22 protein-coding genes and 3 pseudogenes are annotated in these 21,130 nt (G+C 67.8%); 8 read left to right on the top strand and 17 right to left on the bottom strand.

The annotated features are described in order from the left end of the window. Positions 1-304 precede the first annotated feature (304 nt). Positions 305-1,600 (top strand): MFS transporter, encoded by a 1,296-nt coding sequence (locus BTE28158_RS26375; protein ID WP_151049049.1) that lies wholly within the window; start codon positions 305-307, stop codon positions 1,598-1,600. Between the two features lie 54 nt (positions 1,601-1,654). Then, on the top strand, positions 1,655-2,437 hold the full coding sequence (locus tag BTE28158_RS26370) for a substrate-binding domain-containing protein (protein ID WP_151049048.1): 783 nt from the start codon (positions 1,655-1,657) through the stop codon (positions 2,435-2,437). Positions 2,438-2,461: 24 nt separating this feature from the next. On the opposite strand, the gene dctA is transcribed toward BTE28158_RS26370, so the two are convergent. Together dctA and BTE28158_RS26360 are read right to left on the bottom strand one after the other, a co-directional pair. Beyond that, entirely contained in the window at positions 2,462-3,784 is a 1,323-nt protein-coding gene (gene dctA / locus BTE28158_RS26365) for a C4-dicarboxylate transporter DctA (protein ID WP_151049047.1), read from the bottom strand. Positions 3,785-3,827: 43 nt separating this feature from the next. Next, positions 3,828-4,751, bottom strand: coding sequence for a LysR family transcriptional regulator (locus BTE28158_RS26360; RefSeq protein ID WP_059605973.1), 924 nt, complete (start codon positions 4,749-4,751; stop codon positions 3,828-3,830). Between the two features lie 539 nt (positions 4,752-5,290). Between BTE28158_RS26360 and BTE28158_RS26355 the strand changes: the two genes are divergently transcribed. Next, positions 5,291-5,938 (top strand): UdgX family uracil-DNA binding protein, encoded by a 648-nt coding sequence (locus BTE28158_RS26355; RefSeq protein ID WP_151049046.1) that lies wholly within the window; start codon positions 5,291-5,293, stop codon positions 5,936-5,938. 74 nt (positions 5,939-6,012) lie between these two features. Then, a pseudogene (locus BTE28158_RS33000) lies at positions 6,013-6,138 on the top strand (divalent metal cation transporter); the annotation flags it as partial. A 121-nt stretch (positions 6,139-6,259) separates the two neighbouring features. Here the strand turns inward: BTE28158_RS33000 and BTE28158_RS26345 are convergent. The 7 genes from BTE28158_RS26345 to BTE28158_RS26315 all read right to left on the bottom strand — a co-directional run bounded on the left by BTE28158_RS26345 (position 6,260) and on the right by BTE28158_RS26315 (position 10,984). Further along, a complete protein-coding gene (locus tag BTE28158_RS26345; protein ID WP_124901567.1) occupies positions 6,260-6,871 on the bottom strand; it encodes a hypothetical protein in 612 nt (203 codons plus the stop codon). 59 nt (positions 6,872-6,930) lie between these two features. Next, positions 6,931-7,542 carry a DUF4142 domain-containing protein gene (locus BTE28158_RS26340; RefSeq protein WP_151049045.1) on the bottom strand — a complete coding sequence of 204 codons (612 nt, stop codon included), beginning with the start codon at positions 7,540-7,542 and terminating at the stop codon, positions 6,931-6,933. Positions 7,543-7,570: 28 nt separating this feature from the next. Continuing rightward, positions 7,571-8,428: an SDR family oxidoreductase gene (locus tag BTE28158_RS26335; RefSeq protein ID WP_151049044.1), complete on the bottom strand. Its 858-nt coding sequence runs from the start codon at positions 8,426-8,428 to the stop codon at positions 7,571-7,573. A gap of 112 nt (positions 8,429-8,540) precedes the next feature. Continuing rightward, on the bottom strand, positions 8,541-9,107 hold the full coding sequence (locus tag BTE28158_RS26330; RefSeq protein WP_151049043.1) for a hypothetical protein: 567 nt from the start codon (positions 9,105-9,107) through the stop codon (positions 8,541-8,543). Positions 9,108-9,174: 67 nt separating this feature from the next. Further along, on the bottom strand, positions 9,175-9,474 hold the full coding sequence (locus BTE28158_RS26325; protein ID WP_059605954.1) for a DUF2795 domain-containing protein: 300 nt from the start codon (positions 9,472-9,474) through the stop codon (positions 9,175-9,177). 46 nt (positions 9,475-9,520) lie between these two features. Next, positions 9,521-10,549, bottom strand: coding sequence for an SDR family oxidoreductase (locus BTE28158_RS26320; protein WP_151049042.1), 1,029 nt, complete (start codon positions 10,547-10,549; stop codon positions 9,521-9,523). Positions 10,550-10,576: 27 nt separating this feature from the next. Continuing rightward, positions 10,577-10,984, bottom strand: coding sequence for a BON domain-containing protein (locus BTE28158_RS26315; protein ID WP_151049041.1), 408 nt, complete (start codon positions 10,982-10,984; stop codon positions 10,577-10,579). Positions 10,985-11,227: 243 nt separating this feature from the next. On the opposite strand from BTE28158_RS26315, the pseudogene BTE28158_RS26310 reads away from it, so the two are divergent. Together BTE28158_RS26310 and BTE28158_RS26305 are read left to right on the top strand one after the other, a co-directional pair. Next, positions 11,228-11,791: pseudogene (locus tag BTE28158_RS26310) on the top strand (glycosyltransferase); the annotation flags it as partial. An 8-nt stretch (positions 11,792-11,799) separates the two neighbouring features. After that, a complete protein-coding gene (locus BTE28158_RS26305; protein WP_174920159.1) occupies positions 11,800-11,955 on the top strand; it encodes a hypothetical protein in 156 nt (51 codons plus the stop codon). A gap of 17 nt (positions 11,956-11,972) precedes the next feature. Here BTE28158_RS26305 and BTE28158_RS26300 read toward each other — a convergent pair whose 3' ends face one another. Then, on the bottom strand, positions 11,973-13,340 hold the full coding sequence (locus tag BTE28158_RS26300) for a sigma-54-dependent transcriptional regulator (RefSeq protein ID WP_124625462.1): 1,368 nt from the start codon (positions 13,338-13,340) through the stop codon (positions 11,973-11,975). A gap of 351 nt (positions 13,341-13,691) precedes the next feature. Here BTE28158_RS26300 and BTE28158_RS26295 point away from each other — a divergent pair, with 351 nt between their 5' ends. Then, positions 13,692-14,756: a sigma-54 interaction domain-containing protein gene (locus BTE28158_RS26295; protein ID WP_151049040.1), complete on the top strand. Its 1,065-nt coding sequence runs from the start codon at positions 13,692-13,694 to the stop codon at positions 14,754-14,756. A 26-nt stretch (positions 14,757-14,782) separates the two neighbouring features. Here BTE28158_RS26295 and BTE28158_RS26290 read toward each other — a convergent pair whose 3' ends face one another. From BTE28158_RS26290 to BTE28158_RS26270, 5 genes and pseudogenes are all read right to left on the bottom strand, one after another. After that, positions 14,783-15,733, bottom strand: a complete 951-nt coding sequence (locus BTE28158_RS26290; RefSeq protein WP_124625466.1) for a glycosyltransferase — start codon at positions 15,731-15,733, stop codon at positions 14,783-14,785. Further along, positions 15,723-16,799, bottom strand: coding sequence for a glycosyltransferase family 9 protein (locus tag BTE28158_RS26285; RefSeq protein ID WP_151049039.1), 1,077 nt, complete (start codon positions 16,797-16,799; stop codon positions 15,723-15,725). Before BTE28158_RS26285 ends, BTE28158_RS26290 begins: the two co-directional genes overlap by 11 nt. After that, entirely contained in the window at positions 16,796-17,797 is a 1,002-nt protein-coding gene (locus tag BTE28158_RS26280) for a glycosyltransferase family 2 protein (RefSeq protein WP_151049038.1), read from the bottom strand. The genes BTE28158_RS26285 and BTE28158_RS26280 overlap by 4 nt, the downstream gene beginning before the upstream one ends. Positions 17,798-17,834: 37 nt before the next feature. Beyond that, a pseudogene (locus BTE28158_RS26275) lies at positions 17,835-18,050 on the bottom strand (BON domain-containing protein); the annotation flags it as partial. 278 nt (positions 18,051-18,328) lie between these two features. Beyond that, positions 18,329-18,694, bottom strand: coding sequence for a chemotaxis protein (locus BTE28158_RS26270; RefSeq protein ID WP_170296428.1), 366 nt, complete (start codon positions 18,692-18,694; stop codon positions 18,329-18,331). 251 nt (positions 18,695-18,945) lie between these two features. Here BTE28158_RS26270 and BTE28158_RS26265 point away from each other — a divergent pair, with 251 nt between their 5' ends. Further along, positions 18,946-20,535 carry a PAS domain-containing hybrid sensor histidine kinase/response regulator gene (locus BTE28158_RS26265; RefSeq protein WP_151049037.1) on the top strand — a complete coding sequence of 530 codons (1,590 nt, stop codon included), beginning with the start codon at positions 18,946-18,948 and terminating at the stop codon, positions 20,533-20,535. A gap of 4 nt (positions 20,536-20,539) precedes the next feature. Here BTE28158_RS26265 and BTE28158_RS26260 read toward each other — a convergent pair whose 3' ends face one another. Both BTE28158_RS26260 and BTE28158_RS26255 read right to left on the bottom strand, forming a co-directional pair. Beyond that, positions 20,540-20,872, bottom strand: coding sequence for a four-helix bundle copper-binding protein (locus BTE28158_RS26260; protein WP_108064785.1), 333 nt, complete (start codon positions 20,870-20,872; stop codon positions 20,540-20,542). A 29-nt stretch (positions 20,873-20,901) separates the two neighbouring features. Then, positions 20,902-21,111, bottom strand: coding sequence for a hypothetical protein (locus tag BTE28158_RS26255; protein ID WP_151049036.1), 210 nt, complete (start codon positions 21,109-21,111; stop codon positions 20,902-20,904). Positions 21,112-21,130: the final 19 nt, after the last annotated feature.

The raw sequence follows: 21,130 nt of genomic DNA, 5'->3' as shown, positions 1-21,130 counted from the left end.
GGCCTACGGGTATCGCGACGAGGAATACTTCTTCCTCAAGATCCGCGCCGCGTTCCCCGGTAATCCGCGATGAACCTTTTTTTGGGGCTTTTTGACGGATCTACGAGGCGTGCCGATCCTTTGAGGCCGGCGTCGTCGGTCGCCGGCCGTGCGCGACTGGCGTAGCGCGCTCCCCGATTGATAACCAAACAACATCAATCCTTCCGAAAATCGCACTTATCGTTTTCTCGTCTTCGGGTGAAGATTACCGAAACGACAATCGATCGTTCCCCGCGCATTTCCCGCATTTTCTGGAGACACCCTGATGCACCCCTCGCCCAGCCTTCCGACCGGACGTTCGAAGGCCGCCGCGGTATTCCGCGTGACGGCCGGCAACTTCCTCGAGCAGTTCGACTTCTTCCTGTTCGGCTTCTACGCCACCCAGATCTCCGCCGTATTCTTTCCCGCCGCGAGCGAGTTCGCGTCGCTGATGATGACCTTCGCCGTCTTCGGCGCGGGCTTCCTGATGCGGCCGCTGGGCGCGATCGTGCTGGGTGCGTACATCGACGACGTCGGCCGCCGCAAGGGCCTGATCGTCACGCTGGCCATCATGGCAAGCGGCACGATCCTGATCGCGTTCGTGCCGGGCTACGCGACGATCGGCCTGCTCGCGCCCGCGCTCGTGCTCGTCGGGCGCTTGCTGCAGGGCTTTTCGGCAGGCGCCGAGCTCGGCGGCGTGTCGGTCTATCTCGCCGAGATGGCGACGCCTGGCCGCAAGGGCTTCTACACGAGCTGGCAGTCTGCCAGCCAGCAGGTCGCGATCGTCGTCGCGGCAGCCCTCGGCTTCGCGCTCAATCAATGGCTGAGCACGTCGGCCATCGCCGCGTGGGGCTGGCGCGCGCCGTTCTTCGTCGGCTGCATGATCGTGCCGTTCATCTTCATGCTGCGCCGCAACCTCGAGGAAACGCAGGCGTTCAAGGCCCGCAAGCATCGTCCGGGCATGAAGGAAGTGTTCGGTACGCTGGCGCGCAACTGGGGCGTCGTGGTCGCCGGCATGATGCTGGTCGCAATGACCACCACGAGCTTCTATCTCATCACCGTCTACGCGCCGACCTTCGGCAAGACGGTCCTGCACCTGAGCACGGCCGACAGCCTGCTCGTGACGCTGTGCGTCGGCGTGTCGAACTTCGTGTGGCTGCCGATCGGCGGCGCCCTGTCCGATCGCATCGGCCGCCGGCCGCTGCTCGTCGGCATGACGCTGCTTGCGATCGCCACCGCGTACCCGGCGCTGTCCCTGCTCGCTCATGCGCCATCGTTCGTCAACATGCTGCTCGTGCTTCTGTGGCTGTCGTTCATGTACGGGATCTACAACGGTGCGATGGTCGTCGCCCTGACGGAAGTGATGCCCGTCGAGGTGCGCGTGGCGGGTTTCTCGCTCGCCTACAGCCTCGCCACGGCCGTGTTCGGCGGCTTTACGCCGGCCATCTCGACGGCGCTCATTCACATGACCGGCGACAAGGCCGCGCCCGGTTACTGGATGAGCCTCGCCGCGGTATGCGGGCTGCTCGCGACGTTCGCCCTGTATCGCCGGCGGACGGTCACGCTGACGCCGGCGCACTGAAACCTCCTCATGCCGAACGACCTGTCCCGACTCCACACGGCCAAGACCACGACCATGAAAACCCTGCTCCTGAAACTCTGCGCCACAGCGCTCGTCGCCACCTCGGCGGTCACCGCGAACGTGCAGGCCGCCGACCTGCACGTGATGAGCTCGGGCGGCTTCACCGCCGCCTACAAACTGCTCGGCCCGCGGTTCGCGTCCCACACGGGCAACACACTCGATACCGCGCTCGGCCCGTCGATGGGCAAATCGCCTGAAGCGATTCCGAACCGGCTCGCGCGCGGCGAGCCGGCCGACGCCGTGATCATGGTCGGCTATGCGCTCGACGATCTGATCCGGCAAGGCAAGGTGATCGCCGGATCGCGCGTCGAGCTGGCCGATTCGCGCATCGGCATGGTCGTGCGCGACGGCGTGGCGAAACCCGACATCAGCACCGCCGAAGGCCTCAAGCAGGTTCTGCTGCATGCGAAGTCGATCGCCTACTCGGACAGCGCGAGCGGCGTCTACATCGAGCGGGAGTTGTTCAGGAAGCTCGGCGTCGAGGACCAGGTGAAATCGAAGGCGACCATGGTCCCGCGAATCCCGGTCGCATCCGTGGTCGCGAACGGCGACTACGAGATCGGCTTTCAGCAGGTGAGCGAACTGCTGCCCGTGAAGGGCGCGACCTTCGCCGGGAAGATTCCCGAGTCGCTGCAGTCCGTCACGCGCTTCGCGGCCGGCATCCCCGTGGGCGCGCAGCACCCGCAGGAAGCGAAGGCACTTCTCGACTATCTCGCGTCGCCCGACGTGCAGGCGGAAGTGAAATCGACCGGGCTGGATTCGGTCTCCGCACACTGAGCACGCACGACGGGAAGGTGCGCGTCAGACCGCCTTCCCGTCGGGCCGGGCGCCGGACTCCGCTCCATCGGCGCCATTCGGGCCAACAGGTCCGGTCCCGTTCAGCATCTGCGCGAGACGCGCACGATCGCACGCCCCTTCCCGCATTGAAACGAAGATCACCGCGCACGCGTTGCTGATCACGCTCGTCAGTGCACGCGCCTCGGACATGAAGCGATCGATGCCGACCAGAAGCGCGACGCCGGCAACCGGCAGGTCGGGCATCACGGCGAGCGTCGCGACGAGCGCGACGAGCCCGCTGCCGGACACGCCGGCCGCGCCCTTCGACGTCAGCAGCATGATGGCCAGCATCGCCGCGATCTGCGGCGCGGAAAGCGTCACATCACACGCCTGGGCGATGAACAATGCCGCGAGCGTCAGATAGATCGCGGTGCCGTCCAGGTTGAACGAGTAGCCAGCCGGCAGCACGAGCCCCACGACGCCCTTGTCGCAACCGAGCGACTCCAGCTTGACGATCAGCCGCGGCAATACCGGTTCCGTGGACGACGTCGCGAGGACGATCAGCAACTCCTCGCGGATGTAGCGCAACAGCCGCCACAACGCGAAACCGTGCAACCGCGCGAGCGGCGCGAGCACCAGCGCGACGAACAGCCCGCAGGCCACGTAGAACGACACCATCAACCGTGCGAGCGAGCCGACCGAACCGATGCCGAAGCGGCCCACCGTGAAGGCCATTGCGCCGAATGCGCCGAGCGGGGCGAGCCGCATGATCATCGCGAGCACGCGAAAGACGATCTGCGCGACGCCGTCGATCAGCGCCAGCACGGGCCGCCCGGCCTGCGGATACGCGTTCAGCGAAAAACCGAACAGCAGCGACAGCAGCAGCACGGGCAGCACCTCGCCCTGCTGGAACGCGCCGAGCATCGTATCCGGGATCACGCTCAGCGCGAACGCGATGAGTCCGCGCGGTTGCGCATGCTGCGCGTATTGCGCCAGAACGCTCGCGTCGAGATGGCGCACGTCGACGTGCATGCCGGCGCCGGGCCGCAGCACGAACGCGGTGACGAGCCCGAATGCGAGCGCGGCGGCGGTCAGCAGGTAGAACAGCACCAGCGCGCGGACGATCGTGCGCCCGATGGCCTTCCCGTTCGCCAGCGACGTGATGCCGGAGACGATCGTGCAGAACACGATCGGCGCGATCATCATCCGCACGAGACCGACGAATGCATCGCTGAGCGGCTTGAGCGACGCGCCTGCCGACGGCCAGAAGTGGCCGACGCTCACGCCGAGCGCCATCGCCAGCAGAACCTGCACGTAGAGCGAATGCAGCGGTCTTCCCAGCCTCACGGTGTGGTCTTCCTCGATGTTCCGGTCGTATTCGTCGCATGCATCACTTCGATGCATCGCTGTGTGGCGCACTGCCGCGTCTGGCGTCGACGATCGCCCGGTGAAACTCCTCCGCGGCCGGCGTCAGCGGGCGTCCACGCCGTTTCACGATGCCCACGCGGCGCTTGACCGCCGGTTCGACGAGGGGCACGCTCGTGAGCAGCGGATGGTCGTGTCCGGGCATCGCCATCGACGGCACCGCGGCGACGCCGAGCCCCGCCTCGACCAGCCCGAGCATGGTCGTCACGTGGCGCGTCTCGCACACGCTCGGCGCACGCGGCGCGACGCTCGTCAATGCCTGATCGAGCAACAAGCGATTGCCGGATGTCTTGTCCACGGACACATACTCGTACTCGTAAAGCTCGTTCCAGGTCACGCGCTTCTTGCGCGCGAGCGGATGATCGCGCCGGCACGCGGCAACGAATCGCTCCTGCAGCAGCAGCTTGAACTCGACCTCGGACTCCTGGCTGCCCATGAAGCTCACACCGAAGTCGGCCTCGCCGCTGATGACGGCACTCAGCACCTCGTTCGCGCTCGCATCGAGCAGCTTGACCCTGATGCGCGGAAAGCGGCGATGATAGCTCGCGATCACGTTCGGCAGAAAGTAGTAGGCCACCGACGGCACGCACGCGATCGTCACGTGACCGAGGCGGCTCGACGAGACGTCGCGGATGCCAAGCAGCGCGACGTCGAGATCGTCCAGCAGTTGCTCGGCGCTCGGCGCGAACACGCGGCCGACCGTCGTCAGCGTGACGCTGCGCGTCGTGCGCTCGAACAGCCGCACGCCGAGCGCTTCCTCCAGTTTGTCGATCCGGCGACTCAACGCGGGCTGCGAAATGCTGATCGCCTCGGCGGCCTTCCGGAAGCTTCCCAGCTCCACCACCGCGCGAAACGCCTGCAAGTCGGTCAAATCGAAGTTGATTCCCACGGGCCTGGTCTCCGCATCTCTGATGCCGGGTATTTTGCACGATTCGGACAAGCACACCCAGCCGGGAAATGCCCGGCTGCGATGCGCCAGCCGCGCCGCCGTATCGCATGCGGCGGGCGAATGCGCTCGGCACGGCGACGCCCGATGCCGTTTTACACGTGCCGTGTAAGGCGCCCGATCGGCCACGCCTGATCGTCCGCGGCCACTCGCCGGTTCCGGACAGGTGCGGCGTCCGCGGCACGGCCGCGCATCACGGCAGCACGTCGCCGGCGCCCGCATCGTCGTAGGGGTCGAATTGTATCGCGGCGTTCTCCCGTAACCGGATGCTGCCCTCAGCGCCAACTGCACACGCGTTTCAACTGCATGCGGCACGCCGGTTGCTGTACGAAGTGCACAGCGTCGATATGGGAACCGTCAATGCGCGCACTACCGATATTCCGACCCGGACAGGCTTTCGATCCGCTGGCCGCCCACCGGCGAGCACGCCGTCGTGCGCACGCCGACGCGAGCCCGGCGCCGACGGGTGCAGGAAGCACCGCATGATGCGCGAAGCGTCCGCAAAGCGCTCGGCGGTCTCGCTCGTCGACGCCGACGATGCACCAGCCACGCTCGACGCCTGCCGCCGCTGCGGGCTGTGGGAACATGCGACGCAGCCAGTGCCCGGTGCGGGGCCTGCTGACGCGCGCATCATGCTGGTCGGCGAGCAGCCGGGCGATCAGGAAGACCGCAGGGGCATCCCGTTCGTCGGCGCGGCGGGCCGCATGCTCGACCGCGCGCTCGACGAAGCCGGGATCGAGCGCACGTCCGTCTATCTGACCAACGCGGTAAAGCACTTCAAATGGGAGCCGCGCGGCAAGCGTCGGCTGCACAAGACGCCCGCGCAGCGAGAGGTCGCGGCGTGCCGCTACTGGCTCGAACGCGAACTCGATGCGATCCGCCCGCGGGTGATCGTCGCGCTCGGCGCGACGGCACTGCGCGCGGTGCTGCAGGACAACGAAGCAACGCTCGAGCGCACGCGCAAGCCGGTTCGCTCACCCGACGGCTGTTTCGTCGTCGCAACCTATCACCCGTCCTACGTGCTGCGCACGCGCGGCGCCGATTCGCGCGAGCACGCATACCGGACGCTCGTGGACGCGCTGCGCACTGCGTCGCGCCTCGCGCGCGGCGCAGCAGGGGACGCCGAATGAGCGGCCCGCGCGGCAACGACGCGGCGCGGGAAACCACGACCGCCGCATCCACCGGTCAGCCGTGGTACCGACGGCTGTCACAGCGACGCGATGCGGCCGGCCAGCCCGGCAGCGGCATCGCATCGAACGTGTTCGGGTGGCTGGCGGGCGTGCTGATGGCGGGATCGGTGATCGTGATGGCCGTGGACATGCTGACCTGACCGGCACGGTGTGGTTGCGTCAGCAACCGTTCAAGCGAGGCGGACGGGGACGGCAGAGCAACGATATCGGACAGCCGGGCGGCCGCGCAAGCAGCATGGCCCGGTTGCCCGATCGGCATGGTTACATCATCTTGCCGCGCGACTTTTCGGCACGCGCCGCGTCGGCCGCCGACTCGACCTTCTTCACTTCCTCCGGCGGCGGGAGCACCGCCTTGAAGCCCATCGATTCGATCCACATCTCGCGCGCCCAGCCGCGAGTGTGATACAGGTGATGGTCCTCGTCGGCCTCGACTTCATCGTGTGCAGCCTTCAGTGCCTTCGCCGCGTCGCCGTCGCGCAACTGGTCGGCCGCATAGCCGATCAGTTCCCAGTTCAGGTGATCCTTGGTTTCGGCCAGCACCACGCATTCGGCCGCGACGACCTGCGCGACCGCCGGCTCGGCCTGCTTCCTCGCCTGCTCGATCACCTGGACGAGCGACTTGCCGGTCGCCTCCACGGCGGCGCGGCCCGGCGACTTCGTATCCGGGTCGAGGCCGAGTGTTTCGAATACCTTGCGCAGTACGTCCTGGTGATGCATCGTTTCGCGGTGGTACTTCTCCCATTCCTTGTGCAGGTCCTCGTCGGTCGCGCACTGGAGCGCGGCCTCGTAGATCTTCGCGCCGCCAAGCTCGGTCTCGTATGCCTGGCAGAGCAGTTCGAGGATGCCTGCATGCTTCGATTGTCGTTGGGCCATGACTGCTTCTCCGAAAGAACGGGCCGCCCGCGCGGCCCTGGGGTTGAAACGGACGCGCGTTACTGCGCGCCCACCTTGCGCTGGAGTGCCTCCGCCATGCTGAGGTGATGCCTGAGCGTCGGCAGCGTGGATGTCGCGAACGCACGCAGTTGCGCGTCCTTGCCGTCGCGCGCCTCTTCCTCGAACAGCGCAACCGCCTTTTTGTGCGCGTCCGGGCCGACCGCGGCAACATAGGCGGTGTCGAAGTCGTGCCCGCGCTTGCCGCGCAATGCCTCGACGTCCGGATCCGTGATCTGCTCGACCTGCGGTTTCATGCCCTTGCGCGCGGCAATCTCGTTGAGCTTCATAGCGGCCTTGCCATGGTCGGCCACCATCCTCTTCGCGAACGTGCGCACGTCCGCGGACTGCGCCTGCTCCAGCGCGAGCTGGCTCGCCTGCACCTCGGCCTTGCCGGCCAGCGCGGCCTTGTCGACGAATTCCGCATCGACGCCCTGCGGTGCTTTCGCGATGCCCGGATCGCCCGCGCCGGCACCCGACGTCGGGTTGATCACGCCGCCCGGCACGTGCGAATTCGATGCGGGCGGCTCGCTCGGCATCTGTGCATGCGCGAATCCCGACACCGCGAGTACACCCGCGGCGAGCGCCGCGATCGTCCAGTTGGGCTGTTTCATGCGCTTTCTCCTTGTGTGGGCAGAATCGTCACCCGCCGACGATCGACCCGCCGTTCGGATGCAAGGTCTGTCCCGTCATGTAACTCGCGCCTTCGGACGCGAGCAGCACGTAGCAGCCGATCAGCTCGTCCGGCTGCCCCGGCCGCTTGAGCGGCACGTTCGCGCCGAACTTCGATACCTGTTCGGCGGTGAAGGTCGACGGAATCAGCGGCGTCCAGATCGGGCCGGGCGCGACGGCATTCACGCGAATGTCGCGCTCGGCCAGCTCGATCGACAGCGAGCGCGTGAACGCGACGATCGCGCCCTTGGTCGCCGAGTAGTCGGGCAGCTTCGGGCTGCCGTGATACGCGGTCACCGACGCGGTATTGACGATGCGCCCGCCCGCCTTCATGTGCGGCAGCGCGGCCTGCGTGCAGAACACCATTCCGTACACGTTCGTGCGGAACGTGCCTTCGAGCTGTTCCTCGGTCACGTCCTCGATGCCCTGCTGCGGATGCTGTTCGCCCGCGTTGTTGACCAGCACGTCGAGGCGTCCCAACCGCTCGACCGTGCGCGCGACCGCGTCGCGTGCCTGCCGGCGGTCGCCGACGTCGCATGCGATCGCCTCGCAACGCCGCCCCGCCTGCTCGATCAGGCGCTTCGTGTGCGCGGCATCGTCCGATTCGTTCAGGTACACGATCGCGACGTCAGCGCCCTCCTTCGCGAAACCGATCGCGACCGCGCGGCCGATCCCGCTGTCGCCGCCCGTCACGAGCGCGACCCTGCCGGCCAGCTTGCCGCTGCCGACGTAATCGGCCGCTTCGTCGCGCGGCTTCGGATGCATCTCCCGCTCGTGGCCCGGCTGTTGCGTCTGCGTCTGGGACGGCGGTGTCCTGGCGATGGTCATGGGTTCCTCCTTGAACGGGTGTCGCGAATGCATCGCAAGCTGCGTGCCGTGTACCGCGCACCGGCCCGCGCTGCGGCACGCCGCGCTGCAGGCGCAGGCGGAAACGACTCGTTCAGCGCGGGCGGCCCTGCGCGGTGCCGTCCGGCCGGCGCACCGGATCGAAGTCGCGCCACTCGCCGTCGTGCCAGTCACCCTCGACGCGCTCGATCGATTGCGCGCCGGTCGCACGCAGCACGTCTTCCGCGGCGGCCGCGTTCGTCGCCGTCACGCGTGCGGCCAGAATCACGCCGGTTTCGGTATGCGCAAGCGTGCCTTTGCCTTCGGCCTGCTCGCCGCGCATCCGCCCGAGCGCGCCGCCGAATGCGCCGAGATACGCACCGGCGAGCGCGCCGGCGGCCGGCACGAACCAGTAGTGCACGCCGAGCGCATAGACGATCAGCCCGACGATCGCGCCGATCAGCAGCCCGCGCAGCGCGCCGACCATCGCGCCGCGGCCACCCGGCTTCGCGGCCGTATCGGCATATACGTCGCCGCCGATCGGAAAGCGCGCGTGCTGGCCGCCCGGGTTCAGGAAGAAGATCGACACGTCGTCCGGGCCGAACGCGCGCTCGTAAAGGTGGCGCGCGCCACCTTCCGCTTCATGGAACGTCGTGAAGCGTCCTGCGACGATCATCGCCATGTTCGTGCTCCTCGTGACCGTAAGCTGCCGCACACGCGACGGCGTGCGCGACGCGACGTGGCGGCGCTCACATCAGCCGCCCGAGCTCCTTCGATACCGATGCCGGCGTGCCATATTCGCGATCGGGTATCTGCCTGAGCATGTCGATTACGCGCGGGTCGGCGTGCGAGCGCTCCGCGCACTGGACGACTTCCGACTTGCTCGCCGGATAGTCCATCCCCTTCAGCGCCTTCTGCACGTCGACCGGGCCCGGCGCCTTGCCGTGCCCCGTCTGGTGGCCGCCCTTGTCGTGGTCCTGCTGCGTGCGCTCGCCTTCGTGCGCGCGAGCGTGGCTGTATTCGTGGCCCGTATGTTGTCGGGATGACATGGAAACCTCCTTCGAATGAGAAACCGGGATACGGAAACGAACGCGGTTACGTCGAGGCACGCCGCGCACGTGCCAGCGCGGCAACCACGAGCGCCGCGGCGCCGAGCGCGACCGCGCCCGCGACCTTCGGCTGCTGCACCACCGCGTTGTACGCACAGCCGCGCAGCACGAGCCCTTCCATTCCTTCGCGCTCGTGCAGCGCATGGCGGGACTCGTACAGCGCGTTGTCGTCGCGCGGGCGCGCCGGTCGCACCGTGCGCTGGCCGCGCGAGAACAGCGTGGCGGCGACGCGATCGAACAGGCGCGGCGCGTGATAGGCGCTGGCCGACGTCAGCTTCGCGGCGCCGCCGACGAACAGCGCTCGGCGCGGGTGCGCGGCGGCGAACAGGATCGCGTCGGCAACGAGGTCCGGGTCGTAAATCGGCGGCGGCAGCTTCGCCTCGACGTTCATGTAGTTCTTCGCGTGCATCACGAACATCGTGTCGATCGCGGCCGGTTTGATGAGCGTGACGGACACGGGCAAGTGATCCGACTCGATCTCGAGGCGCAGCGAATCGGTGAAGCCCTTCACTGCGTGCTTCGACGCCGCATACGCACTTTGCAGCGGCACCGGCGCATCGGATGCCTCGCTGCCCATGTTGATAATCGCGCCGCCGTGGAAATCGCTCTTGCGCCGGAAATGGTCCGACGCGACGAGCGAGCCGTGCACGACGCCCCAGTAGTTGGTGTCGAACAGCCGGCGCTGATCCTCGAGCGGCACGGCCGCCGCCGTGCCGAAGATCGACACGCCCGCGTTGTTGACCCACGTATCGAAGCCGCCATAGGTATCGGCCGCCTTCGCGGCCGCGCGTTGCAGGTCCTCGAGAATGCCGACGTCGCCGGCGACCGGCACCGCAAGGCCGCCGTGCTGGCGGATTTCCTCGCACAGCGTGTTCAGCGCGGCCTCGTTGCGCGCGAACAGCACCAGCTTCGCCCCGCGCCGTGCCGCCTTGCGCGCGGTGACGAGGCCAATGCCGCTCGTGGCGCCCGTGATCACGATCGTCTGCTCGCCGACCGGTTTGAGCATGCAGTTCATCACTGGACTCCTTCTACGAGGCCGAAGTTATTTCGGGCGGATGGTCAACTGGTTGCGCACGTCCTGCACGCCGTCGATCTGCTTGACGACGCTGACGGCCTGCGTGCGCTGCTGTTCATCCGGCACGCTGCCGGTCAGCATCACGATGCCGTGGCGCGTCTTTACATGAATGTCGCCGGCCGACAGGCCGCTCGTGCCGACCAGCTCCGCTTTCGCCTTGGTCGTGATGGTCGCGTCGCGGATCTTCGTACCGGTGCTCGAATGCGTCGCCGACGACATGGATGACGATGCCGTGCCGTCGTCGCCTGCGGCGAACACGTTCGGCGCGACGGCGATACAGGCAGTGGCCGCGGCGATCGCGACCGCCATGCCGAGACGCTTCGCGGCACGACGGCGGAATCGCGGAGCGCGGGCTTGCAACGGGAATACCTTCATCGTGACCTCCTGTCGGGTGATGCCGGCATGGCCGGCGGACATCCGGGTGGCGCAAATCGCGTGCCGCGCGCAATACGCGGCGCGCACGCGCGACGCGCTGACCAGACGCCCTTTCATCCAACGCGTTGTAATTTTTTCGGCACGGGGGCGGGGCATGCGCCCAGCAAAGTGGCGGGTATGGTGATTGCCGAAGGGGGACGCAACGGGGCTGGCCGGCGTGGCCCCGATCTCGGGAGCAGCACCATGCAAGGAATCGCGTTGATCGGTGAAGATGCGTCGCCGCTGGGGGTGATCGGCAGCGTGGATGCGGGCGTGCAGAACATCTACGTCGCGAACGTCACGAAGCGCCGAGCGCGGCCTCGACGTCGACGTCCGCACGCGCTGCGACAATCCGCACCTGCTGGAAGTCGCGCGGATCGGTCCGCGCATGCGCGTGATCCACGTGCCGGTCGGGCCGCCCGCCGATATCGCGAAGGAACGGCTGCTGCCTTATACGGGCACGCTTGCGGACTACATGACGGCGCGCATGCGGCAGGAGCCCGACCCGGTCGACGTGATGCACGCGAACTGCTTCGCGTCGGGCGAGGCCGTGCTACGCGTGAAGAACCATCTCGGGATTCCGCTCGTCATGACGTTCCATTCGCTCGACCACGTACACCGGCTGCATCAGGGTGTGCCGACGGTTTCCCCGACGAACGCTTCGCGATCGAGGACACGCTCGCGCGCCGCGCAGACCGGTTGATCGCGGAGTGCCCGCAGGATGCGCTCGACCGGACCACGCCCTACCGCGCCGATGCCGCGCGCATATGGTCCGCATGTTTCCGCGCCTATGGCTCGAACGCGGCATCGCGCCCGCGTTCGCGAGCCTGTTGTGGATCCTGGGCGAGCGGCGCACGTTGCCGCCGCATGTCGAGCGCATGCGCCGCCGGCTCGACGAAGAAACGCGTCGCCGTGCGGGTGCGCGCGCATGAGCATGTCCGGCACGACATCAGGAATCCGGTTTCTCCACTTCGTCTTCCAGTTGCGCGAGCCGGTTGTAGATCGTCTTCAGGCTGACGTCGAGCACCTCCGCCGCCTGCGCCTTCACGCCGCCGCATTGCGCGATCGTGCCGAGGATCAGCTTGCGGTCGACTTCCTCGAGCGGCGTGCCGAACGGTACCGTCACGCGCTCCTCGTCCGAGTCGACCATGTTCGACAGTTCTTCCATGATCGGCGGCGGCAGCGTGTCGATCACGTCCGCATCGGTGAAGATGCTCGCGCGCTGCACGAAGTTGCGCAGCTCGCGCACGTTGCCGGGCCACGCGTAGGTCTTCAGTGCTTCGCGCGCGGCCGGCGCGAAGCGCAGGTTGCGGCCGCTTTCCTCGTTGTAGCGCTGCAGGAACGCGTCGGCGAGCATCGGGATGTCCTCGCCGCGCTCTCTGAGCGACGGCAGCGGGATCGGAAACACGTTGATCCGGTGAAACAGGTCGGGCCGCAGCTTGCCGTCCGCCATCGCGGCTTCCGGATCGCGGTTGGTGGCCGCGACGATGCGCACGTCGACGTCGATCTCGCGCGTCGAGCCGAGCCGCGTGAGCCGCCCGGTTTCCAGCACGCGCAGCAGCTTGACCTGCGATTCGACCGGCATCTCGGTGATTTCGTCGAGGAACAGCGTGCCGCCGTCGGCGCGTTCGAAGAAGCCCTTGTGCTGCCGCTCGGCGCCGGTGAAGCTGCCGCGGTCGTGGCCGAACATCTCGCTCTCGACGAGGTTCGCGGCGATCGCGCCGCAATTCACCGCGAGGAACGGGCCGCGGCGGCGCAGGCTCAAATCGTGAACCGTCTGCGCGGCGAGCTCCTTGCCCGTGCCCGACTCGCCGGTGAGCAGCACCGACGCTTCGGTGCGCGCGACGCGGCCGATCGCATCGTAGACGGCCTGCATCGCGGGCGAACTGCCGAGCATCCGGCCGAAGCGGCCGAGACGCTTCAGCTCGGAGCGCAATTCGGCGATTTCCTCGTGCAGCGCGGTGGTGCGCGGCACGCGCGCGAAGATGCTGTTCAGCCGCTGCATGTTGAGCGGTTTCACCAGATAGTCGGTCGCGCCCCGCCGCAACGCGTCGATCGCGGTTTCGAGACTTGCGTGACCGGTGGTCAGCACCATTTCGCAATGCGCGTGCTTGGGCAAAGCGTCGAACAGATCCATCCCGTTGCCGTCCGGCAGCACGAGGTCGCACAACACGAGATCGGGGGTATGCGTCGAAACGAGCGTGCGCGCTTCTTCGAGCGTCGCGGCCGTGTCGCAGGCGAGTTGCTGCGCCTGGGCGAGCGTCGCGAGCATCATGCGCGTATCGGCATCGTCTTCGACGATCAGGACATAAGGCATCGAAGCTCCTTGTGATGCGGCCCCGGCGCCAAGCATCGGCCGAAACCGCGGCTGGCATGCAATGCGGGGGCATGACGCCGGTACTTGGCATGCACGTCCGCACTGCACACGAATGAGCAGACTAGCTGTCCTGCCATGACAATCGAGTGCTTAGCAGTATAGAAGAAGCACGTCGCGCAATCGCCACTCATCGAATAAATTTATCCGGCGGCGGCGGTGGCATTGCCAGATTCAATCCGCCTATTTCGGCATAAAAGGTATGATCTCCACATGAAAAAACGACGCGTGCCGGTCATTTTTTCATCGAGTCTTCGACGGTTTCGGTCAATATTTCCCGACGCGATATCACTCATGTCGAAATCCGACGATGACGGCACGCGACTGTTCGGCCGCTCGCGAACGATTCAGAACTTGCTGCTGAAAGTTTCGCGCGTCGCAAGCACACGCGTCAGCGTGCTGGTGGTCGGCGAGAGCGGCGCCGGCAAGGACATCGTCGCGCGGCTCATCCACGACATGAGCCCGCGCCGGCGTGGCCCGTTCGTGCCCGTCAATTGCGGTGCAATTCCGAAAGACATCGCGGAATCCCATTTGTTCGGACATGAGAAAGGCAGCTTCACCGGCGCCGTTGCACAACATGTGGGCATGTTCGAAGCCGCGCGCGGCGGGACGCTGTTTCTCGACGAAATCGCGGAAATGCCGGCGGAATTGCAGGTGAAATTGCTTCGCACGCTCGAGTCGAACACGATCATGCGCGTCGGCGGTCACGAAGCGATTCCGCTCGATGTGCGGATCGTCGCGGCCACTCGTCACGATCCCGTGGAGGCCGTGCGCAGCGGTCGGCTACGCGAGGATCTCTTCTACCGGATCGCGACGATCGCGCTGCACGTGCCCGCGCTGCGGCAGCGCGAGGACGACGTCGGCGACATCGCGCTGCAGATCGTCGAACGGCTGAACGCGCGGCACCGCACGCGCAAGCGTCTGTCGATGCAGGCGATGAAGGCGCTGCGCGCGTATACGTGGCCCGGCAACGTGCGCGAGCTGCGCAACGCGCTGGAGCGCGCGTTCATCCTCGCGGACGAACAGATCGAACTGCAGTTGCCGCGTCGGCAACAGCCGCGAGAGGAAGTCCGACACAATGCGATGACGCTGCATATCGGCACGACGCTCGCGCATACGCAGCAGCGCTTCATCGTCGCGTCGCTGCGTCATTTCAACGGCGACAAGCCGCGCACCGCGAAGGCGCTCGGCATCAGCCTGAAGACGCTGTACAACCGCCTCGCGCTATTGCCCGAACACGAGCGCAATGCCGCGAGCGGCGCGCCAGCACCGGCGTCAGGCGCGAATGATGCAAGTGGTGCAAGTGGCGCCGGCGGCGCCGCGAGCGCGGGCGCGCCACCGAGCGCGACGAGCCCGTAAGCGCGCCGCCTCGGCGGCTGAACCGCTCACGACGCGACGTCGCGCAACGCGCTATCCCATTCACGCACGAACCGCTCGATCCCGAATCGCTCGCACGCATCGCGCTTCGCCGCCGCGCCCCACTCGCGCGCGAGGTCCGGATCGCGGATCAACATGCGCATCGCGTCGATCAATACGGCAGGTCGCGTATCGGCGACCCCGTTGCAGCCACTCTTCACGAGCTGTGCCATCTCCGTCGTTGCGAGCGCAACGATCGGCAGCCCGATCGTCATCGCCTCAATCACCGCGAGCTCGAGGCTCGCGTAGCGGATCGGATTGAAGAAGAAGCGGTAGTGCGACAGGAACTGCGGCAGCGCCGGGTTCGGCACCTCGCCGATGCCGCCGAGCTCGTTCGACCCAATGCCCACCAGATCGAGCGGCACGCTGTGACGCACGACCTCGAACAGGTCAGCACCGAGACACCGCCCGCGCCGCGCGATGTTGTTCACGACCGTCACGCCCTTCGGCAGCGTGCCCCGATACTCCACGCCGTCGGGAATCCGCACGCCATGCTCGATCACGCGCGTCGGCGTGACGCCGTTGTCCCACATCAGCGCGTTGAACGGCGTGACGTGCACCAGCAACACGTTCGGATCCTGCACCGGGTGCAGTGTGTCGGTCGGATGTTCGCGCGGTGGATCGTGTTCGACGAACAGCGCCGGCAACGCACGCTGCGCGTCGCTCAGGAGCCGCAACCGGTCGTGCGCGTAGTGATCGTGATGCTGGTACAGCACGCAGTCGAACTCGGTGTCGCGCACGCACTCGACGCTCACCTCGTGCACGTTGTCGCCCCATGGCAGGTGCCCGGCCCGCCCCGCGTAGCCGGGCGGATGCTGCGGCTTCGTCACGATATGGAAATCGTGCGGCGCCTGCGACAGGTAATACAGATAGTTGCCATGCACGTGCCAGGTGAGCACGCGCAACCGCTTACGTGACATGACGTCTCTCCTCGGCGAGCAGTTCGCACGCCCGTTCCATCACGTCGTCGACACCGATCGCCGTCGCGCACGCGTGCCCGTACGGACACGTGTCGAACGTGCACGGCCGGCAAGCCGGATAGTTCGCGAGCACGCGATGGCGTTCGGCGTCGAGCGGTGCCCGGCGGGCCGTGTCGCTGCCGCACGCGACGACGATGCTCGGCGTGCCGAACGCCGCCGCGACATGCGACACGCCCGTGTCGTTGCACAGCACGAGCCGCGCGCGGCCGATCAGCGCGGCCAGCGCGCCGAGCGGCGTGCGCCCGCACAGGTTCACGCACGGCCGCGCGAGATGTTCGACGAACGCACCGGCCAGCGCAAGCTCCGCTCGCGTACCGGTCAGCACGATCTGCCAGCCGTCGTCCGCGAGCTGCCGTGCCACGCTCGCGAAGCGCTCGGCCGGCCAGCGCCGCGACGCCATCCGTGCGCCCGGATGAACGATCACGTAGCGGCGCGGATCAAGCGCATGTTCGTCGCACAGCACATGCCATAGCGCATAGTCGAGGCCGCCGAGCGGAAATTCCAGGTAATCGCCCCAGTCCGGATACCCGAGCTTGCGCATCAGCGACAGGTAGCGCGTGACCTCGGGCTCCCCGTCGCGCCAGACGAGCGAACAGTCGAGCGCGGTCGTGCCGCCGTCAGGCGGCACGAAGCCGGCGGTGCGCGTCGCACCGAGCGACGCGACGATCGCGTTGGTCTGCGCGCCGCTGCCGTGCAACTGGATCGCCAGATCGAAGTCGCGCGCGCGGCATTCCGCGACGAACGCCTCGCGCGCGGCCGGCTCGGCGTCCGGCTGCTCGTCGAGCCCCGGCGCGCCGGGAAACGGGATGAAGTTGTCGACGTAGTCCGAGAAGCGCGATGCGAACTCGCGAGCCCAAGGCAGCCCGATCAGCGTGATGCGCGCAGCCGGTTCGCCACGCCGCAACGCGCGCAGCGCCGGCACCGCACACAGCATGTCGCCGAGCTGCAGCGCGCGGAATACCGCGATGCGGACCGGACCGGACGACGAAACGGATTCGAGCATCATAGGAAGAACACCCGGAAGTGAAGCGCGCCGCGCATGCGCCAGTACAGCGACACGGGCGGAATCGCGATCGACGTGACGATCATCTCGGCAATGTGCGACGGGGTGAGCCGCGTGCCGCGCAGCCGGTTCGCGCAGAACGCGGCGGTAATCACGGCCCAGGCCGCCGCGCAGGCGATGCCCGGCGCGCGCCACCCGGCCACGAAGCAGCCGATCGCGCCGAGCACGAACAGCACGGCCGCGTAGTAATGCCATGGCGGCATCGGCCGGATATGACGCCGGTAGGTCGCGCGATGCTTCTTGTACAGCAGCGCGTCGAAATACACCTTCGATTGCTGGCCGATGCTTGCGCCCCAGCGCGCGGGGCGCACCGGATGCACGATCCGCGCGGCGTCGACCTCGACGATCGGTCCCGCATGCTCGCGCAGCGCGAACATCAGGTCGGCGTCTTCGCGCCATGCGCGCGTGAAGCGCTCGTCGAACCCGCCGACGCACTCGAGCGCCGTGCGCCGTACGAAGCAGTTCGCGGTCGCGAATTCCGCGCGCGCGACGCCGGCCGCGTCGCGCTCGTAGTCGGTCGGGTGCGCACGCAGCGGCACGTCGATACGCCCCGCCGCAGCCACCGCGGCCGGTTCGGCGAGCAGCGCGGCCGCGCCATGACGCAGCCAGGTCGGATCGGGAATCGTGTCGTCGTGGGTGAACGCGATCAGCGCGCCGCGCGCGCTGCGCCAGCCGATGTTGCGCGCGCCCGCCGGCCCCTGCGTATCGGGTGCGGTCATATAACGGATCACGGGCACATCGCTCACGCGTGCGCGGCACGCGTCGACGGTCTCCCATGCGCTGCCGGCCGGGTCGTCGTCGACGACGACGATCTCGTAGGTGGTCGGATCGAATACCTGCACGCACAGCGCTTCAAGGCAGCGCTCGAGCAAATCGGGCCGCCGATACGTCGGCACGACGACCGACACGACCGGCGGCAGTTGCACGTCGCGCATGTTCATCTCGGCTTCTCCTGCAAGAACGAGCCGGTCACGAGCCCGCCGGGCGCTCGCTCCATTCGCTGCCCCAGTCTTCCGGGCCGACGTCCTCGCTCGCGAAGCGCCGGTGCGCGGATTCGTAGTCGGCATCGTCCCGTCGGAATGGGTCGCCACGGAGATCGCGCTCGCCGGTGTCCCCGTACGCGCGTTCGCGGCGCGCCTGCCAGTCGGGCAGGCCGCTCCGTTCGGCTTGCGGTCCGGGATATCGCCGTTGCATCGTGTCTCTCCTTGATCCGCGCCTGTGCCGCGCACGGCCCCACGTCGCGTCGCGGCGCGCGTCGGGCAACCGGTTGCAAGTCATGTGCCGCCTGCCGGCGCGAAGGGACGGCACGCCGACGTCAATATTCCGGTCGACGCCTTGATCCCCGCACCTCGCGCCCGATGCCCGCCGACGGGCGGCGCTGATCGGCCACTCGTCGCCGCACGTCTCTTGCCGGGCGTCCCTATCTGCAACGGGATTGCAGTTTTTGCGCAGCCGGTCGTCCTGCTATGGCCCTATACGCCGCCCGTGCCGGGTTCCCCCGGCGCGTCCGGATCGTCGATGCCGCCGGGCTCGCTCAGCCGGTCCGTGCGATCCGGCTCGATGTCGGCGGCTTCCTCCAGCCCCGAATCGCCGTCCGCGGACGCGCGCTCGCCGGTGCCCGCGCGGTCCGTATCGCTGTCGAGGGCCGCGTCTCCGCGCTCCAGCGCGTGCTCGTCGAGCGGCGAATCGACGTCGAACGGATAGCGCCGCGCGCCCGCCATGTCGCTGCCGCTGTCGGACGAGTCGCTCGGCCCCAGCGCGCGGCCATCGCGGCCGCGCCGCGCGTTGTCGTCGTCCGGGCCGGCCGGTTCGTTGTCGGGGTTCAGTGTGCTGCTCATGTCGATGTCCTCGTGTAGCCGCAAAGCGCCGCGGCGGACCGGACAGAGATGCAATCGCCATGCCGCACCGCCGCCTCCGGCAGGATTTCGCACCACGTGCGCCGCGCGGCACAGGCCGTGCGTCCCCATTGATCAGGTGAATTGACCTCCCTTATGCTTTCGGGGTGTCAATCCAATTTGAATGGCCGCAGCCAGCCCGGCCGGCTGCGGCGGGGCGGCGTTCCTCCGCCCGCATACGACTTGCCGTTCCGATGAAGACAGACGACACCATTTCCAATCCGCCCCCGCCGCTCGGACCCAACGATGCGCGCGATCTGCGGCACCGCTTCGCCGAGTTTCGCTTCGAGACCGTCGTCGGCGCGATCACCGACTACGCGGTGTTCATGCTCGACGCGCACGGCAACGTCGCGACGTGGAACACGGGCGCCGAGCGCATCAAGGGCTATCGCACGGCCGAGATCGTCGGCCACCATTTCTCGCGTTTCTATCCGCCCGACGCGATCGCGGCCGGGCGGCCCGCATTCGGGCTCCGGGAAGCCGTCGCGCGCGGCCACTTCGAGGACGAAGGCTGGCGCGTGCGCAAGGACGGGTCGCTGTTCTGGGCAAGCGTGACGATCACGGCCGTGCGCGACCATGCGGGCCAGCTCGCCGGCTTCATCAAGATCACACGCGACATGACCGAGCGCAAGCGGCTGGCCGAACTCGAAGTGTCAACGCACCGGCTCAGCGTGTTCATCGCGATGCTCGCGCACGAGTTGCGCAACCATCTCGCGCCGCTGCGCCATTCGGTCGGCGTGCTGCAGAGCCTGCCCGATCCGGCGCCCGAGCTCGCGCAATGCCGCGACGCCGTGCACCGCCAGGTCGGACACTTGACGCGACTGGTCGACGACCTGCTCGACGTCGGGCGCATCACCGCCGGCAAGGTCGAACTCGACGACGCGCCGGTGACCGTGCGCGACCTCGTCTGCCGCGGCGTGGAAAGCATCCAGCCGAAGCTGGCCGCGCGCGGGCAGCACATTCGCGTCGATCTGCCGGCCGATCCGCTGGTGGTGCGCGGCGACGCCACGCGGCTCGTGCAGGTGCTGCACAACCTGCTCGACAACGCGTCGAAATTCTCGCCGCAAGGCGGGCGCATCGACGTCGGCGCGCACACCGAAGGGCCGATCGTCGCGATCCGCGTAACCGATCACGGCGTCGGCATCGCGCCTGGCTCGCTCGAATCGATCTTCGACCTGTTCGAGCAGGAAGCCGTGCCGGGCCGGCGCCCGTCGGACGGCTTCGGGCTCGGCCTTGCGATCTGCCGGTCGTTCGTCGAGTTGCACGGCGGGATGATCGCCGCTGAGAGCAGCGGCCCCGGCCATGGCGCGACGTTCACGGTACGGCTGCCGCTCGAGCATGCCACGCGCGCGACGCCGGGCGATGCGCCCGCACCGCGCACAACCGAACAACCGGCCCGTGCGCCGCTGCGCATCCTCATCGTCGACGACAACCGCGACTCCGCCGACACGCTCGCCGTGCTGCTGCAGGTCAAGGGCCACGCGCCGCGCGTCGCGTACAACGCGGACGACGCGCTGGCGCTCGCGGGCGACCTCGTTCCGCACCTGATGCTCGTCGACCTGTCGATGCCCGACGTCGACGGCTTCACGCTGCTGCACCAACTGCGCGCGATCGACGCACTGGCCGGCATGACCTGCGTCGCGCTGTCCGGCCATGGGAGCCCGGCCGACTTCGCGCGCACCGCGAGCGCGGGCTTCGACGATCACCTCGTCAAGCCCGTCGAGATGGCGGTGCTCGACGCGCTGCTGCAGCGCGTCGCCCGCCAGGTTCGCGACGCGCGCTGATCGCTCAGGTCATCGCGCGGCACATCGCGGCGCAGGTGTCGCATGCCAGCGCGCAGCGGCGGCAGTGGTCCTGCGCGTGCTGCAGGCATTCAGCTGCGCACAGCTCGCAGGCATGTGAGCAAAGCGCGCATACCTGAGGCGCGAGCGCGCTGCGGCGCGCCATCGCGCCCGATGCAAGGCGGCACAGCTGCGCGCACTCGATGTCGAGCGCGATGCAGCCTGCCAGGGTGTGCGATTCCGGTTCCGCCAGGCACCCCGCGATACACGCGTCGCACGCATGCGCACACGCATCGCACGCGGCCATGCAGTTGTCGTAGCGATCGTCGATCTGGTTCATCACAGCCCTCCTCGTTCCGGTTCGCATCGTCATGGCGTCGGTTTCACCTTCATCCAGCCCGGCTCGCGCACGTCGAACGCGCGATACGCGTCGATTGCGTTCGGGAACCGCGTCGCGAACACCTCGATGGAGCAGCCGAAGTCGCGGTTTATCTGCTCATGTCCGGTTCGGCCATCTCCGCGCATGTCGCGACGATGCAACAACCGTTGCATACGCAACATCTTGACCGGAGCGTGCACCGCTCAACGCACAGTCGGC

Origin of the sequence: Burkholderia diffusa (genome assembly GCF_902499115.1) — a bacterium.
Taxonomy (GTDB): Bacteria; Pseudomonadota; Gammaproteobacteria; order Burkholderiales; family Burkholderiaceae; genus Burkholderia; species Burkholderia diffusa.
The sequence above is the reverse complement of the archived record's forward strand: the minus strand, read 5'-3'. Positions and strand labels throughout refer to the sequence as shown.

Bases quoted from the DNA above. Each gene is read 5' to 3' on its own strand.
- BTE28158_RS26375 (WP_151049049.1), top strand. From the start codon at position 305: ATGCACCCCTCGCCCAGCCTTCCGACCGGACGTTCGAAGGCCGCCGCG.
- BTE28158_RS26370 (WP_151049048.1), top strand. From the start codon at position 1,655: ATGAAAACCCTGCTCCTGAAACTCTGCGCCACAGCGCTCGTCGCCACC.
- BTE28158_RS26355 (WP_151049046.1), top strand. From the start codon at position 5,291: ATGATGCGCGAAGCGTCCGCAAAGCGCTCGGCGGTCTCGCTCGTCGAC.
- BTE28158_RS26345 (WP_124901567.1), bottom strand. From the start codon at position 6,871: ATGGCCCAACGACAATCGAAGCATGCAGGCATCCTCGAACTGCTCTGC.
- BTE28158_RS26340 (WP_151049045.1), bottom strand. From the start codon at position 7,542: ATGAAACAGCCCAACTGGACGATCGCGGCGCTCGCCGCGGGTGTACTC.
- BTE28158_RS26335 (WP_151049044.1), bottom strand. From the start codon at position 8,428: ATGACCATCGCCAGGACACCGCCGTCCCAGACGCAGACGCAACAGCCG.
- BTE28158_RS26330 (WP_151049043.1), bottom strand. From the start codon at position 9,107: ATGGCGATGATCGTCGCAGGACGCTTCACGACGTTCCATGAAGCGGAA.
- BTE28158_RS26325 (WP_059605954.1), bottom strand. From the start codon at position 9,474: ATGTCATCCCGACAACATACGGGCCACGAATACAGCCACGCTCGCGCG.
- BTE28158_RS26320 (WP_151049042.1), bottom strand. From the start codon at position 10,549: ATGAACTGCATGCTCAAACCGGTCGGCGAGCAGACGATCGTGATCACG.
- BTE28158_RS26315 (WP_151049041.1), bottom strand. From the start codon at position 10,984: ATGAAGGTATTCCCGTTGCAAGCCCGCGCTCCGCGATTCCGCCGTCGT.
- BTE28158_RS26305 (WP_174920159.1), top strand. From the start codon at position 11,800: ATGTTTCCGCGCCTATGGCTCGAACGCGGCATCGCGCCCGCGTTCGCG.
- BTE28158_RS26300 (WP_124625462.1), bottom strand. From the start codon at position 13,340: ATGCCTTATGTCCTGATCGTCGAAGACGATGCCGATACGCGCATGATG.
- BTE28158_RS26295 (WP_151049040.1), top strand. From the start codon at position 13,692: ATGTCGAAATCCGACGATGACGGCACGCGACTGTTCGGCCGCTCGCGA.
- BTE28158_RS26290 (WP_124625466.1), bottom strand. From the start codon at position 15,733: ATGTCACGTAAGCGGTTGCGCGTGCTCACCTGGCACGTGCATGGCAAC.
- BTE28158_RS26285 (WP_151049039.1), bottom strand. From the start codon at position 16,799: ATGATGCTCGAATCCGTTTCGTCGTCCGGTCCGGTCCGCATCGCGGTA.
- BTE28158_RS26280 (WP_151049038.1), bottom strand. From the start codon at position 17,797: ATGAACATGCGCGACGTGCAACTGCCGCCGGTCGTGTCGGTCGTCGTG.
- BTE28158_RS26270 (WP_170296428.1), bottom strand. From the start codon at position 18,694: ATGAGCAGCACACTGAACCCCGACAACGAACCGGCCGGCCCGGACGAC.
- BTE28158_RS26265 (WP_151049037.1), top strand. From the start codon at position 18,946: ATGAAGACAGACGACACCATTTCCAATCCGCCCCCGCCGCTCGGACCC.
- BTE28158_RS26260 (WP_108064785.1), bottom strand. From the start codon at position 20,872: ATGAACCAGATCGACGATCGCTACGACAACTGCATGGCCGCGTGCGAT.